The organism is Microcystis viridis FACHB-1342, assembly GCF_014698335.1.
Classification (GTDB): Bacteria; Cyanobacteriota; Cyanobacteriia; order Cyanobacteriales; family Microcystaceae; genus Microcystis; species Microcystis ichthyoblabe_A.
Map to the genome: position 1 here is coordinate 1 of NZ_JACJSV010000094.1, position 13,569 is coordinate 13,569.

Here is a 13,569-nt window from a genome sequence, read left to right on the forward strand (position 1 = left end):
GGGTTTGGGGGCGGCGCCACGCCCCCAACGGGGGGTTTGGGGGGTAGAACCCCCCAAAAGCTTGGATTGAGTGATAAAATCGGAAGTAATAGTAAATCCGTTGAGTATGGGCTACATATCAAGAGAGGCACTCCTGCAAAACGGAGAATAAATAATCAGTTTTTAATAACTGGATTTAGTATTACTGTTTACTGATCACTGAACATCTAAATCAAGTTAAAATATCCGCTCCTAACATCCGTTGATATTTAGCTTCTAAAGCTTGTTTCAAATTGGGCAAAGTGATTAAATGGGGATCATCTAACATAATTTTTTCGGCGGCATCTCTTGCCAAAACTAACACCTCTTGATCCTCGACTAAACTAGCGAGGGCAAAATCTGGTAAACCCGATTGTCGTTGTCCTAAAACTTCTCCTGGACCGCGAAATCGCATATCCATTTCCGAGATAAAAAAGCCGTCTTGGGATTGTTCCAAAACCGTCAATCTTTGACGGGAATTAGCACTATTACTGCCACTTAAAAGTAAACAATAGGATTGATGGGAACCTCTGCCGACGCGCCCCCGTAATTGATGCAATTGTGAAAGGCCAAAACGTTCGGCATTTTCAATTAACATCACCGTGGCATTGGGAACATCCACCCCCACTTCAATAACCGTAGTTGAGACAATAATTTGTAGAATATTATCGCGAAAAGCTGTTAAGATTTCCTCTTTTTCGGCGGAACTCATGCGACCATGGAGTAAACCGATATTAAAATTGGGAAAAATCTTTTCTGATAAATTTTGATATTCTTCCACCGCAGCCCTAACATCTAATTTTTCCGATTCTTCAATCAAGGGAAAAATCACATAAGCTTGTCTGCCTTGGGCAATTTCACGGCGAATTAAATCATAGGCAGCCCTTCTTTGATTCCCATTTAAAGCGGTGGTTTGAATCGGTTGTCTGCCGGGGGGTAATTCGTCAATTTGACTCACATCTAAATCCCCATGTAAGGTTAAAGCTAAAGTACGGGGAATCGGTGTTGCTGTCATGGTTAAAACGTGGGGAGACTCTCCTTTACTTAATAATCTTGCCCTTTGTTGTACCCCAAAGCGATGCTGTTCATCAATAACAACTAACCCCAATTTGCGGAAATTAACTGCATCTTGAATTAGGGCATGAGTTCCCACTAAAAGTGGTAATTCTCCTGTCTCCAATTGGGCGTGAATTTCTCGCCGTTTAGCAGTTTTTGTGGAACCAGTTAATAATTCTACGGGTAAATGTAAGAGATTAAACCAGCTAACTAACTTACGATAATGTTGTTCTGCTAAAACTTCGGTGGGAGCCATTAATGCCGCTTGATAACCGGATTGTAGGGCTGCTAAAATAGCATAAACTCCGACAATTGTTTTGCCAGAACCCACATCCCCCTGCACAAGACGATTCATCGGGGTGCTAGAATCTAAATCCTCTAAAATTTCCTCAATAACTCGTTTTTGAGCATTGGTTAATTGAAAGGGAATTATCTGATTAAATTGATCAATTAGTTGACCCTTAGCACTAAAAATAGCACTTTTCTGTGTCTGACGATACTGTTGCCGCCGCCGCAGAAAACCCAATTGTAAAAAGAAGAATTCATCAAAGACTAATCGCCGTCGCGCTTGACTGAGAATATCGGAATTATTGGGAAAATGAATGTTAGTAATTGCTGTTTTTAAATCGATTAATCCGTATTGTTTTTTTAGACCGAAAGGTAGGGGGTCTTTTATCGCCTCTACTGCCCCAAAAGCGGCGACTACAGCCTTTCTAATTAGGTCGGCGGGTACTCCATCGGTGAGGGGATAAACCGGCAGGATACGCCCGATTTTTAAGGACTCAATACTTGCCCCAGAACTGTCTAATAATTCAAATTCAGGATTTTCTAAAGTTAACCCATATTTTCCCGCTTTGACTAAACCACTAACCGCCACCACCGAACCGACGGGATAGAGTTTTTTTTGTCCTTCTTGCCAAGCACGATTATTGTAGCGAGTTCCCGCATAAAAACGGTTTAATTTTATCTGTCCAGTACGATCCTGTAAGAGCAATTCAAAGATAGCTAACTTGGTATTTTTGGGGCTATTAAAACAATTACAGCGCTTGACATTCCCCACTAAAGTTACCGTTTCCCCCTCGGTTAAATTAGCGATATTAACTTGACGACTGTAATCCACATGATCCCGGGGATAATAATATAATAAATCTTCAACTTTGTGGAGGTTTAATCTTTCTAAAAGACTGGCTTTTCTCTCTCCCACTTCCGCTAGATATTTCAAGGGTTGTTCCAGGGTGACTTGCCGTGGAGAATTAGCCTTTGCCGTGATGGGAGTGGTATTAATAATTTTCGCCGCAGCTGGTTCTTTTGGGGTCGGGGTTGCTTCTAAAGTTTGCCGTAATTGTTGCAAAAAATTGCGAGTTTCGGAGACTAATTGTTGTCTTTGTCTGGGATTAAATTGGGAATATTGGGCAAATTTTTGGGCTAATTCTCGCCAGCGATTTCTCTCACTGGTGGCAATTCCCACGGGAGGATTATCCCCGAAACTAAGACACAAAAACTCGCTAAAACGGTACTGATTTCCCTGAAGATCGGGATAACCTTTTTCCGCTTCTACAGATAAGGCTTTTTGTAATCTCACCCAGTCGGGTATTTCCCCTTTCATAATTGCCTCTTGATTCCAAATTTCCCAGTATTATGTTTCCCTAATAAGCTAAGACACATTTTAACCGCCTATCCTTAGATTGGCTAAATCTCCCCAAATCCCTTTACTATTGCCTCTTGCCTCTTGCCTCATCTCAACAAGCAATTTAAATTCTTAATAGCTTACCTCTGTTTAATTATAACTGATTAATCATACCAACTACTGCGCCACGCCGCTTCCGCTTGAGCAATAGTATATTCTTTGCGAAGGTGATAATATTGTTTACCTAGACGATTTAATTGTTCCCAAAGGGAGCGAATTTGATTTCTTTCGACACTTAAGCGCGTATCAGCAAATTCCAGTTCAGCCATTCGTAGATGAATTGCCGTTACTTTAGTGACTTTGCCACTTGAAAAATCATGATCATCCCCATCATCTTCATCTTCATCTTCATCTTCATCTTTTTCTTCCTCTGGTTCAGGGTTTTTAGCTTCTACTAAAATGTTTAACATATTATTTCCTCCACCTAGGGATTGTCCCTCTTCTCCCGCTTGAATTGCCATATCGATAATTTGACTAGGTAGATAAGGGGGAAGAATATAAGCTTTTTGTAGTTGCTGATTAATTTGTTTGGAGAGATGATTGAGAATCTCGATACAGTTTTTTTCCAGCACTCGACAACAATGGAGTAAAATATCGGGGTTATTAATCTCTCCAGTTGCGGCTAGATTTTCCGGTTTGTTTAGAAAAAGTTTTAAGAAATCTGGGGTATTTTTCGTCTCTGCTGGACTTTTAGAGAATCCTACCCCTGAAAATGTCCCTCGATCGAAGCTCTGCTCGCCCAATTGCTGTAAACTGGCTTTAGCCTCTTGTCCTAGAGCTTTGATCTCCTCTTGTAGTTTCTGACGATTGCTGTGGGAGAGAGCCAGAAATTCCCCCCCATAGTAACGGGTACAGATATAATACACTGCTCCGATCGCCTGTTTATAGAGAGATTCACCGAGTAAATCAAGATAAATTCGGTATTTTTCCCGCATTCTTTCGGCTAAATTTGCCACTTCCGTTTCTATGTTCTTTAAATCTTGTTGTAGCTTGTTCAGTCTTCCAGTCATAGAAATTTTACCGAGGGAGAAGTTAGCGATCGGCGAATTCTATTATAGCGACTCATTGTCAGCTATAGCACCCTGACCAGGGGGAGATGCTCAGACTTGATCGATTGTCAGTTATTTTAGCGATTAAGTAAGTAGTTATAATTAAATTGAAGATAGATTTTGCCTCTGATCCCCCCTGCCCCCCTTGATAAGCTGTCCTTTAGTCACATCTTTCTTAACATTTCAAACCTTTGTAGCACAAGGCTTTCAAGACTCGGTTAACAATTTGTAATATTCCTTGTTGACACCCTTACAAAACAAAGAAAAAACTGAAATCAAGTCAGGATAAGGGTTGGAGTGCTTACTGCAAAAATTGTTAAGAAAGATCCCTATAAGGGATAGCTTGATAAGGGGGGTGCCGATAGGTGGAGGGATCCCCCCTGCCCCCTTGATAAGGGGGGTATCTGACAACTTTTAACACCTACCTACTTAGCTTTTCCCGGATCGGCTTTTAGCATTGGTTTTGGCAAAGATAACTGCTATAATCAGGCTAATTAGTAGGAAAACTCTCTATCTCTACATTTTTGCATAGTTTACACCACAAGTCCGGGCATGAAAACCGACAGTATTTTTTATGATCTTTTTCAATCTTATCCGTCAATTTTCTTTGAATTAATCAACCTTTCTCCCAGAGAAGCAGAGAATTACCGCTTTGATTCCGTCGAAATCAAGCAACTAGCTTTTCGTATTGATGGCGTATTTTTGCCCAATATTACCAATCCTAGCATTCCTATTTATTTCTGCGAGGTGCAATTTCAAGATGATCAGAATTTTTATGGCCGTTTCTTTGCTGAAATCTTCCTATATCTCAGTAAAACTGCTTTTAACAATGATTGGCGCGGGGTGGTCATTTATCCCCATCGTCGGGTAGAATCAGATAAGATTGTACGTTATCAAGACTTATTGACATCTGGGAGAGTGACGCGAATCTATTTAGATGAACTAGATGATATTAATCAAGATTCCCTGGGTATTGCCACCATAAAATTAATTATTGCTAAAGAAAATCAAGCAGTGGCAACAGCCAAACAACTTATTACACGAGTGCGAACTGAATTTACCCAACCGCAAAACCTCCTACAATTAATAGAAACGATCCTTATCTATAAATTACCACGTCTAAGTCGCCGGGAGATAGAAGCCATGTTTAGTTTAGATGAACTGAAACAAACCCGTTATTTTCAAGACGTTCGAGAAGAAGGTAAACTGGAAGGTAAACTGGAAGGTAAATTGGAAGGTAAACTAGAATCTGTGCCGCGTTTATTGGCTTTAGGTTTAACGGTAGAACAAATTGCTCAAGCCTTGGACTTAACTGTAGAAAAAGTGCGAGAAATACCAGAAACCCATTAAGCTAATCTAGCAGTAAGCTATGACAGCGTTTCTGATCAAGATAAAGTGTAACCTAATTTGCTATCGACCAGCGACTCGCCAAAATAAAAACTTCCTACCTCACCTATGACTAGCACTCCTTCAGCTTCTTTAAAATTAAAAAAAACAAAAATTACCGACACAAATATCACTCTCTCCCATGGCAGTGGTGGCAGCGCAATGCGGGATTTAATTAATGAGATATTTGTTAATAATTTTGATAATAACCTACTGGCAACCCTTGAAGATCAAGCCCGATTTGAAATTAAAGATTTGGCTAAAATAGGCGATCGCTTGGCATTTACCACCGATTCCTATGTGGTTTCTCCCCTATTCTTTCCCGGGGGTGATATTGGCAGTTTAGCAGTCAATGGAACCGTTAATGATTTGGCTGTCGGTGGGGCAATTCCTCTCTATCTCAGTTGTAGTTTTATCCTCGAAGAAGGTTTATCTATCGACACCCTAAAAACCATCGTTACCAACATGAAAATAGCCGCCGAAAAAGCAGCGGTAAAAATCGTCACCGGTGATACAAAAGTCGTTTCCAGGGGACAAGCAGATCAAATATTTATTAACACCTCTGGAGTGGGAGTAATTCCAGCCGGAATCAATTCCGGGGCGAATAATTTACAAGTTGGCGATCGCATTTTGCTGAACGGTTTTCTGGGGGATCACGGCGCCGCCATTCTGATTGCCAGGGGCGAATTAGACCTACAATGCACAATCGAAAGCGATTGTCAAGCCCTGAATTCTTTAATTTCTGCAATTCTGGCCGTTTGCCCACAAGTTAAAGCGATGCGGGATGCCACTAGAGGCGGATTAGCCACGGTTTTAAACGAATTTGCCCAAAGTTCAGGGGTGGGAATAGAGGTGCAGGAAACGGCGATCCCCATCCGGGAAGAAGTGCGAGGAATGTGCGAATTATTGGGCTTAGAACCGCTTTATCTGGCAAACGAGGGCAAATTAGTCCTTGTCGTGCCTCCGGAGGCAGAAAATCGCGTTTTAGCAGTGATGCGTTCCCATCCTGACGGTAAAAATGCCGCTTGTATCGGGGAAGTCGTCGCTTCTCCCCCCAATTTAGTTTACTTAAAAACCGCTTTCGGCACTAAAAGGATTCTCGATATGTTAGTCGGTGAACAATTACCGAGAATATGTTAATTAGACAGAAGACAGTTTTAAAGGAAAAAGTGAAAACTAAAAAAACAGATAGTTGGAGTTTTGGAGTTTTGGGGTTTTGGGGTTTTAGTTGAAATTTCCCTGTTCCCTGTTCCCTGATAACTGATAACTGATAACTGATAACTGAAAATGCACGAACTAGGAATCACCCAAAATATTATCGAACTTGCCTTAGAACACTCGCGAGGAATGAAAGTTAAGCGCGTGGTGTTAGAGATTGGTAAACTAACGGCAATTATGCCAGAATCGATCGCTTTTTGTTTTGATACCTGTTGTCAAGGTACTAATATAGAGGGGGCAATGTTAGAGATTCTGGAAATTTCCGGTTTAGGACAGTGCCAAGATTGCGGAAATGAGCTAGAACTAGAATATCCCTACGGAATCTGCGATCGATGTGGTAGTCGCAATATAATCATTTTACAGGGTCAAGAATTAAATCTTAAATCGTTGGAGACAGAATCCTTATGTGTGTAACCTGTGGTTGTTCTGATAACTCGGAAGTAACGGTAACTAATCCGCAAACGGGAACCCATGAACATATTTTAGCCGATGGTACTGTTATTAGTCATAGCCATCACGCTCACGATCATGCTCACGATCACGCTCACGATCATGAGCATCCCCATCATCCTGCGGAAATTCACGCTCAAATTCATGGTAATATTCTCCAAGTTGAGCAAAATCTGCTGGCAAAAAATAATCTGTTAGCGGCACAAAATCGTGGTTGGTTGAAGGGTAGAAAAACTGTTGCTCTTAATCTGGTTTCTTCCCCCGGTTCGGGAAAAACTACCCTGTTAACTCGCACAATTGCCGATTTAAAAACCGCTATTCCTATCAGTGTGATTGAGGGAGATCAAGCTACAGCTAATGATGCTCAAAAAATTAGTGAAACCGGTTGTCAGGTTATCCAAATTAACACCGGAACAGGTTGTCATTTAGAAGCATCAATGGTAGAGAGAGGATTAATCGAACTCGATCCACCGATGAATTCTTTAGTCATGATCGAAAATGTCGGTAATCTAGTTTGTCCTGCTTTATTTGATTTAGGAGAAAATGCCAAAGTCGTCATTCTTTCCGTCACCGAAGGGGAAGATAAACCGATTAAATATCCCTATATGTTCCACGCTTCTCAAGTCATGATCTTGACAAAAATAGACCTACTGCCCTATGTTAATTTTAACCTCGATCGCTGTTTAGATTACGCCTATCAGGTTAATCCCAATCTGAAAGTTTTTCAAGTTTCCGCTACCACAGGAGAAGGTTTAGATGCTTGGTACGGTTGGTTAAAATCGCTGGTTTAAGTTAAGTAGTAACACACCCAAAAAGTTCAGTCTAACCGAAAGAAAAATGACTCTAGCACTTGATGACAATATTTATAATCAACTGTTGACTAAATTTCAACCCAAGATTATTGAAAATGAAGAAGAATATGAGCAAGTGCGTCATCTTCTCCTTAATCTAATTAGTAAACAGGATCGACTACCAGAAGAAACCGCGATGGTTAAATTAATGGCGACAATTATTAAGGATTTTGATGCCAAACAACCTCAACCCGAACCAGCTTCACCCCAGGAAGTATTATTACACTTAATGTCAGCTAACAACAGGAAACAAGCTGATTTAGTTGGTAAAATTGGTTCTAAGGGTGTGGTTTCAGAAATTGTTAATGGCAAGCGATCGATTAGTAAAGCTCAAGGTAAAATTTTAGGAGAGATTTTCAATGTTTACCCCGGTGTATTCATTTAATTATCTATTAGTTGTTAATGAAAACAACCGTCATTGTTCCCCCGATTAAATGTCAAGGTATCAAAACTAAACTGATATCATCGACCAAAAGTTTAGCGGATCAGCAAAACTTTGATCGCTGGATAGAACCCTTTTGTGGTCTGGGGTTAGTAGCTTTTAATTTACAACCCAAAAAGGCCTTATACTAAATCTAGTTATTAAAAGCTGATTATCTATTGCCTGTCCTGATGTGTAGCCTATACTCAACGGATTTAGTCTTATTTGCATAAGACTCCTAAGGGTGTGCAGGTACATGATGCGAAGCTAGTAGCAGCCGTGTGCATTCATGACCCTACACCTATTAGGACCTTCGTCAGGTGCTAACAATAAGGCTGACTTTTAGGCAAAAACGCGAGCATCCCGAGGACGAACATAAACTTGCTCCCCGACCTTGAGGTGCAGTTGAGCCAGTTGTTCTCGATTCAGATGGGCAATCAGAAGAGAGCGATCCGGTAGAATTAATTCCACATCGATGGCCCAACCCAGATGGATAATGCGCTCGACTTTTGCCTCAATGCTAGACCCATTGGGAGAAGAGAGAATTTCCAGGTCGTGGGGACGAATAAAAATCTTGACTCCGTTAGTACCCCCCCCAAGCTGCTCGAACAGTGCAGCCGAGGTTGGTGGTACAACATTCACCCGGCCGATAAAACTCATCACAAAAGCAGAGGCAGGATGATCGTACACTCGATCGGGAGTTCCCACCTGTTCGATTTTACCCTCATTGAAAATTACGATCTCGTCGGCCACTTCCATGGCTTCCTCTTGGTCGTGGGTGACGAAAACACTGGTGACATGGACTTCCTCGTGTAACTGTCGCAACCAAATCCGGAGCTCTTTTCTAACTTTGGCATCCAGGGCCCCAAAAGGCTCATCTAATAATAATACTTCCGGTTCCACCGCTAAGGCCCGGGCCAGGGCAACCCGTTGACGTTGACCCCCGGATAGTTGGGACGGATAGCGATCGCCTAATCCCTGCAATTGAATTAAACTCAAGAGATTGTCCACTCGTTTTTGAATGTAGTTCGGGGTAGCTTTGCGAATATTTAAACCGAAAGCGATATTCTGACGCACCGTCAGGTGTTTAAAAAGCGCATAATGCTGAAAAACAAAGCCAATATTCCTTTTTCTGACGTTTAAATGGGTTGTGTCTTTGCCGTTGATGATAATTTTGCCTGTGTCGGGGGGTTCTAATCCTGCGATCGCTCTCAGGAGAGTAGTTTTTCCTGAACCAGACGGCCCCAGCAGTGCCACCAGACGATTCGATTTGATCTCTAGATTGATGTTGTCTAAAGCGGTAAAGGTGCCGAATTTTTTCGATACTTGCTCGATGATGATACTCACGGTGGCTAATCCTCTGGCAAAAAATGTATAGGGTTTGACCGTATTTTAACCATGATTTAATCGCAGTCGTATTAAAATACAATTACATTTTACAAGATAGCAAGAAAATTAAGTTTCGATTCGGGAGATTACTGGTTATAAACGGAGACTAAAAAGATTAAACAGCGATAAAAGCTTACTATTACTCTTTTTTACTTTTTTAAAGGCTTAATTAACTAATTTTGTCTCTTAACCACCAGAAACGCACCGGAGAAAAGAGACGACTGAGGCAAAAATGGACTATTCTTTATTGGCAATATTTAGCTTTTTTATCGGAATTATCGTGGGATTAACGGGAATTGGTGGTTTATCCTTGATTACACCCCTATTGATCTTTGTATTTCAGGTTCCCGCTACCACCGCAGTGGGTTCCGATGTGGTGGCGGCCGGGTTGATGAAAGTGGTCGGCACCGTTCGTCACTGGCAACAGCAAACGATCGAGTTAGAGGTGGTAAAATGGCTGGTAATTGGCAGTGTACCCGGTTCTCTGTTAGGATTAGTCGGTTTTCGCTATTTTCAGCAGAATAGCTCCCTCAATCTCGATCAATGGCTGCCCCATATCATCGGTCTTGTCTTGATGATCGTGACTGTCCTAGCGGCCCTAGAACTACTAATCTCCTTGTTTTTTCCCGATTTGTCCCCTTGGTCCTGGCCAAAATTAGATTTAACCACTCGCTCTGGTCAGATAAAAACAACGATATTAGGGGCAGTTTTAGGCTATTTGGTCGGTTTAACCAGTATTTCCAGTGGTTCCTTGTTTGCATTGGTCTTGATGACCTTTTTTCAGCTTGATTCTCGCAAATTAGTCGGTACAGACCTATCGCAAGCGTCCATCCTCTTAACCTGTACTTCCATCGGTCATCTGGGATTAGGAACGGTAGATTGGAATCTGGTACTTCCCATCTGGTTAGGTGGAATACCGGGGGTGGTAGTGGGAGCAAGATTATCGGAATATTTCCCCAAAAATGCCCTAAAAATACTGCTTTATACTATTCTAGTCACGGTCAGTTGGCGCTTACTCCAACCCACCTAATCCCCAGAGTTTACTCGAAAGTCATCATACTACCGATCAACAGATCGGGACTGGTGGCGACAAAATAGATAATTCCCGCACCGAGAATGACGATCGCTAAACTAAATAGTACCACCCATCGATCGGCTGGTTCGTAGGTATCTTCATCTATATCTCGTCTGACTGTAAAATAATGGGCTGTGGTCAAAAATACGGTCAATAAACCCACTAAAGCAAACATTAAGCCTAATTTCCAGCCATAACCTGGCCGGGGAACTAGGGGAGGATGAAAGGCCCGTAAACGCAGGATAACCATACCAAAACCCATTAATGCGATCGCCGTTCGCATCCAAGACAGATAGGTGCGTTCATTGGCCAGATGATCGCGGACTCGATTGGGATTGACTTTTTTCGGTTTAATGCTGGTCTTGCTTTCCGTCACTGGTGATTTGAGAAAAAATAACATGATCGAGATGACTGGGGGTCCGTTTCAAGGGGAGCACTTGAGAAGATGATGTTATTCTATGGCACTTGAGTTATAGATGGTATGGAAAAAATCTAAAATCTCTTTTTAAATGTATTTGTATTGAATCAAAAATTAAATAGGGGTTGCTGAATAAATCTAAAAACATTGTTCGATAAGACTTTTAGACCTTTTTGAAATCCAAAAGTACCGGACATTGGAGGGATCGGGGGGAAAATTCCTGGACTTTTTACCTGAAAATGGGTAAAACCCTGCACCCTACACCCTACACCCTACACCCTACACCCTGCCCCCAGGAAAAACCTTTTGCCGCAAACCCTAAATAGATTCTGCTTGCTGCTGGAAAAGCTCCCATCCATAGCTTAAGGATAGGGCCAAGAAAGCGAGGGGAAGACTTTCCTTGACTATAAATACACCCAAACCGATCAACACACAGGGGACAAAGTGGCTGCCGTGACTGGTAATTAAATTAGCGATCGCCGGTAATTTAGTCAACTGATGAGCAGTAAAACACCAAACACCCACCAAGATGAGAAAAACGCTGACGATAGTGACTAAATTTGGCCAGGTATTACTAGCGAACAGCGGCAGATAAATGCCGATATTATCACTACCATTGGCGATGGTAATTGCCGCCACAGCGCCGGTTTGAGGGGAAAACCAGGCCGCCAAAGGAGAAGAAGGTGCTGATTCTACAGTCACCTCCAGAGGATTATCCGTCTCGGTTTCCTCTCGCTGCCAGAGACTCCGAATCCCGAAAATCACAGGCAACAGACCGAGAAAACGAATCCACTGAGCCGGAATTAAGAAACTCCCGAAAAAGCCAGTTAAACTCGCCAAAATTAGCAGGATAAAGCCTAAATACTGACCGATAACGATATGACGACGGCGAAAAAGTTTATTGACCTGGGTAAAAAGAATCGTCAAAATCAGGATGTCATCGAGATTGGTGGCAATAAAGGCCGCTATTGCTGTGGATATGGCAGTAATCATGGTAGTCATAGGATTTTTTTCTTAATCGGCTCTTCTGGTCTCGATCGCCCTACTTCCACTCTAGAAAGAGCTATTAATAAAATCAAATATTCTTTCTTGTTGATTTAATAAATTAAAATGATGGAAAGACCAATAGAGACGGAAAAACTCCTTGCCATGGCCAGAATGACCCTAGATCAACTGGAAATCTTTCTCGCGACTGCTGAACATCTCCACTTCACCAAAGCAGCAGAAGCTTTATATATCACCCAACCGGCCGTCAGTGCCGCCATTGCCTCCCTAGAAAGTGAATACGGGGTGAAATTATTCCATCGCGTCGGTCGTCATATCGAGATCACGGAAACAGGACGTTTACTGCAATTAGAAGCGCAACGCATTCTTACCCAGGTAACTTTGACAGAAAGGGGATTGGCGGAATTTAACGACTTGCAACGGGGAGAACTACAATTAGGATCGAGTTTGACTATTGGTAACTATTGGCTGCCGGCAAAAATTAGCGATTTTCAGGAGCGCTATCCGGCAATTAAGATCAACTGCACCCTAGCTAATACGGAAGAAATCTGTCTGGGTACGGCTAACGGACGTTTTGACCTAGCATTAATCGAGGGAGAAGTCAAGAGTGATTTAACAAATTGTTTAGAACAGGAGATCGTCGGCAGCGATCGCCTATTAATTATTGTCGGACGTTCTCATCCCTGGTATAAAAGAGAAGCGATCGAATTGCCGGAATTAGTGGAAACCCCTTGGGTAATGCGAGAATCGGGATCGGGAACTCAACAAAGATTCGAGGAAGCGCTACGGAATTGGGGTATCGATTTACGCACATTAAAGGTGACTTTGCTGTTAAATACTGGAGAAATGGTGAAAGCGATTATCGAGAATAGTTCGGCAGCTGCCGGCATTTCCGAATTGATGGTTCAAAAGGAATTACAATTAGGCACATTGCGATCAATTCGAGTCATCGATACTTCCGGTTTATCCCCTCGCTATCTCGAATTTACGCGCCCTTTTTTAAAAATAAAACACCGTCAGCGCTTTCAACCCCGGGTCTGTCAAGTTTTCGAGCAGATGTTGTGATCTGATAGAAGTCACCAAAAATTAACCTGAGCAAAAATCAAGCTATGTAGGGGAAATTATTTTTTGTTAAAAAAGAGAGATTATAAGTAAGTAGTTATAATTAAATTGAAGATAGATTTTGCCTCTGATCCCCCCTTAGTCCCCCGTTAATAAGCTATCCATTAGTCAGATCTTTCTTAACAAAAAGAGAAGAAACTTAAAAAAAGGGGAAACGATTGATAGGTATAGTTTTGAAAGAAGGAATTAAGGTGGAGGTGAGCAAAAAAATGGAGAAATGGGCAGCCCAAGAATTACAGTATGCAGACCTAGGGGACACCAGAAGAAAGAAAAGGTTAATCAGTATCGTAGAAAACTTGGCCAGCCAACTTAGTACAAGTGTGCCACAAGCTTCGGGAAATCTAGCCGCAGCGAGTGCCACCTACGACTTTTGGAATTCCCCCTATTTTCACCCCTCAGATATAATTGCCGCCCAAGCCAAAAG

General features: G+C 42.0%; 14 protein-coding genes. 9 read left to right on the plus strand and 5 right to left on the minus strand.

From position 1 onward, the window contains the following. Positions 1-211 precede the first annotated feature (211 nt). Together recG and H6G40_RS20965 are read right to left on the minus strand one after the other, a co-directional pair. Entirely contained in the window at positions 212-2,680 is a 2,469-nt protein-coding gene (gene recG / locus H6G40_RS20960; RefSeq protein WP_069475227.1) for an ATP-dependent DNA helicase RecG, read from the minus strand. Positions 2,681-2,865: 185 nt separating this feature from the next. Further along, positions 2,866-3,771 (minus strand): hypothetical protein, encoded by a 906-nt coding sequence (locus H6G40_RS20965; RefSeq protein WP_069475228.1) that lies wholly within the window; start codon positions 3,769-3,771, stop codon positions 2,866-2,868. A gap of 591 nt (positions 3,772-4,362) precedes the next feature. On the opposite strand from H6G40_RS20965, the gene H6G40_RS20970 reads away from it, so the two are divergent. The 6 genes from H6G40_RS20970 to H6G40_RS20995 all read left to right on the plus strand — a co-directional run bounded on the left by H6G40_RS20970 (position 4,363) and on the right by H6G40_RS20995 (position 8,288). Next, positions 4,363-5,160, plus strand: a complete 798-nt coding sequence (locus H6G40_RS20970; protein ID WP_069475229.1) for an Rpn family recombination-promoting nuclease/putative transposase — start codon at positions 4,363-4,365, stop codon at positions 5,158-5,160. A gap of 105 nt (positions 5,161-5,265) precedes the next feature. After that, positions 5,266-6,336 (plus strand): hydrogenase expression/formation protein HypE, encoded by a 1,071-nt coding sequence (hypE, locus tag H6G40_RS20975; protein ID WP_190538218.1) that lies wholly within the window; start codon positions 5,266-5,268, stop codon positions 6,334-6,336. 147 nt (positions 6,337-6,483) lie between these two features. Further along, a complete protein-coding gene (locus tag H6G40_RS20980; protein ID WP_002732104.1) occupies positions 6,484-6,828 on the plus strand; it encodes a hydrogenase maturation nickel metallochaperone HypA/HybF in 345 nt (114 codons plus the stop codon). Then, positions 6,819-7,655, plus strand: a complete 837-nt coding sequence (gene hypB, locus H6G40_RS20985) for a hydrogenase nickel incorporation protein HypB (RefSeq protein ID WP_002732030.1) — start codon at positions 6,819-6,821, stop codon at positions 7,653-7,655. Before H6G40_RS20980 ends, hypB begins: the two co-directional genes overlap by 10 nt. A 46-nt stretch (positions 7,656-7,701) precedes the next feature. Beyond that, positions 7,702-8,100: a helix-turn-helix domain-containing protein gene (locus H6G40_RS20990; protein WP_002731548.1), complete on the plus strand. Its 399-nt coding sequence runs from the start codon at positions 7,702-7,704 to the stop codon at positions 8,098-8,100. Between the two features lie 17 nt (positions 8,101-8,117). Next, a complete protein-coding gene (locus H6G40_RS20995; RefSeq protein WP_080694101.1) occupies positions 8,118-8,288 on the plus strand; it encodes a DNA adenine methylase in 171 nt (56 codons plus the stop codon). Positions 8,289-8,478: 190 nt separating this feature from the next. Here H6G40_RS20995 and H6G40_RS21000 read toward each other — a convergent pair whose 3' ends face one another. After that, positions 8,479-9,483 carry a sulfate/molybdate ABC transporter ATP-binding protein gene (locus H6G40_RS21000; RefSeq protein ID WP_002733329.1) on the minus strand — a complete coding sequence of 335 codons (1,005 nt, stop codon included), beginning with the start codon at positions 9,481-9,483 and terminating at the stop codon, positions 8,479-8,481. Positions 9,484-9,757: 274 nt separating this feature from the next. Here H6G40_RS21000 and H6G40_RS21005 point away from each other — a divergent pair, with 274 nt between their 5' ends. After that, on the plus strand, positions 9,758-10,555 hold the full coding sequence (locus tag H6G40_RS21005) for a sulfite exporter TauE/SafE family protein (protein ID WP_190538219.1): 798 nt from the start codon (positions 9,758-9,760) through the stop codon (positions 10,553-10,555). A gap of 10 nt (positions 10,556-10,565) precedes the next feature. Here the strand turns inward: H6G40_RS21005 and H6G40_RS21010 are convergent, their stop codons facing one another. Together H6G40_RS21010 and H6G40_RS21015 are read right to left on the minus strand one after the other, a co-directional pair. After that, positions 10,566-11,000, minus strand: coding sequence for a YidH family protein (locus tag H6G40_RS21010; RefSeq protein WP_002734854.1), 435 nt, complete (start codon positions 10,998-11,000; stop codon positions 10,566-10,568). Positions 11,001-11,336: 336 nt separating this feature from the next. After that, on the minus strand, positions 11,337-12,020 hold the full coding sequence (locus tag H6G40_RS21015) for a cadmium resistance transporter (RefSeq protein WP_190538220.1): 684 nt from the start codon (positions 12,018-12,020) through the stop codon (positions 11,337-11,339). Positions 12,021-12,167: 147 nt separating this feature from the next. Between H6G40_RS21015 and H6G40_RS21020 the strand changes: the two genes are divergently transcribed. Continuing rightward, entirely contained in the window at positions 12,168-13,088 is a 921-nt protein-coding gene (locus H6G40_RS21020) for a LysR substrate-binding domain-containing protein (protein WP_042790466.1), read from the plus strand. 266 nt (positions 13,089-13,354) lie between these two features. Beyond that, positions 13,355-13,569, plus strand: a 215-nt coding sequence (locus H6G40_RS21025) for an IS4/Tn5 family transposase DNA-binding protein (RefSeq protein ID WP_190538221.1), incomplete at its 3' end; no start/stop codon positions are given.

Bases quoted from the DNA above. Each gene is read 5' to 3' on its own strand.
- H6G40_RS20965 (WP_069475228.1), bottom strand. From the start codon at position 3,771: ATGACTGGAAGACTGAACAAGCTACAACAAGATTTAAAGAACATAGAA.
- H6G40_RS20995 (WP_080694101.1), top strand. From the start codon at position 8,118: ATGAAAACAACCGTCATTGTTCCCCCGATTAAATGTCAAGGTATCAAA.
- hypB (WP_002732030.1), top strand. From the start codon at position 6,819: ATGTGTGTAACCTGTGGTTGTTCTGATAACTCGGAAGTAACGGTAACT.
- H6G40_RS21015 (WP_190538220.1), bottom strand. From the start codon at position 12,020: ATGACTACCATGATTACTGCCATATCCACAGCAATAGCGGCCTTTATT.
- H6G40_RS21005 (WP_190538219.1), top strand. From the start codon at position 9,758: ATGGACTATTCTTTATTGGCAATATTTAGCTTTTTTATCGGAATTATC.
- H6G40_RS21010 (WP_002734854.1), bottom strand. From the start codon at position 11,000: ATGTTATTTTTTCTCAAATCACCAGTGACGGAAAGCAAGACCAGCATT.
- recG (WP_069475227.1), bottom strand. From the start codon at position 2,680: ATGAAAGGGGAAATACCCGACTGGGTGAGATTACAAAAAGCCTTATCT.
- H6G40_RS20970 (WP_069475229.1), top strand. From the start codon at position 4,363: ATGAAAACCGACAGTATTTTTTATGATCTTTTTCAATCTTATCCGTCA.
- H6G40_RS21020 (WP_042790466.1), top strand. From the start codon at position 12,168: ATGGCCAGAATGACCCTAGATCAACTGGAAATCTTTCTCGCGACTGCT.
- H6G40_RS20990 (WP_002731548.1), top strand. From the start codon at position 7,702: ATGACTCTAGCACTTGATGACAATATTTATAATCAACTGTTGACTAAA.
- hypE (WP_190538218.1), top strand. From the start codon at position 5,266: ATGACTAGCACTCCTTCAGCTTCTTTAAAATTAAAAAAAACAAAAATT.
- H6G40_RS20980 (WP_002732104.1), top strand. From the start codon at position 6,484: ATGCACGAACTAGGAATCACCCAAAATATTATCGAACTTGCCTTAGAA.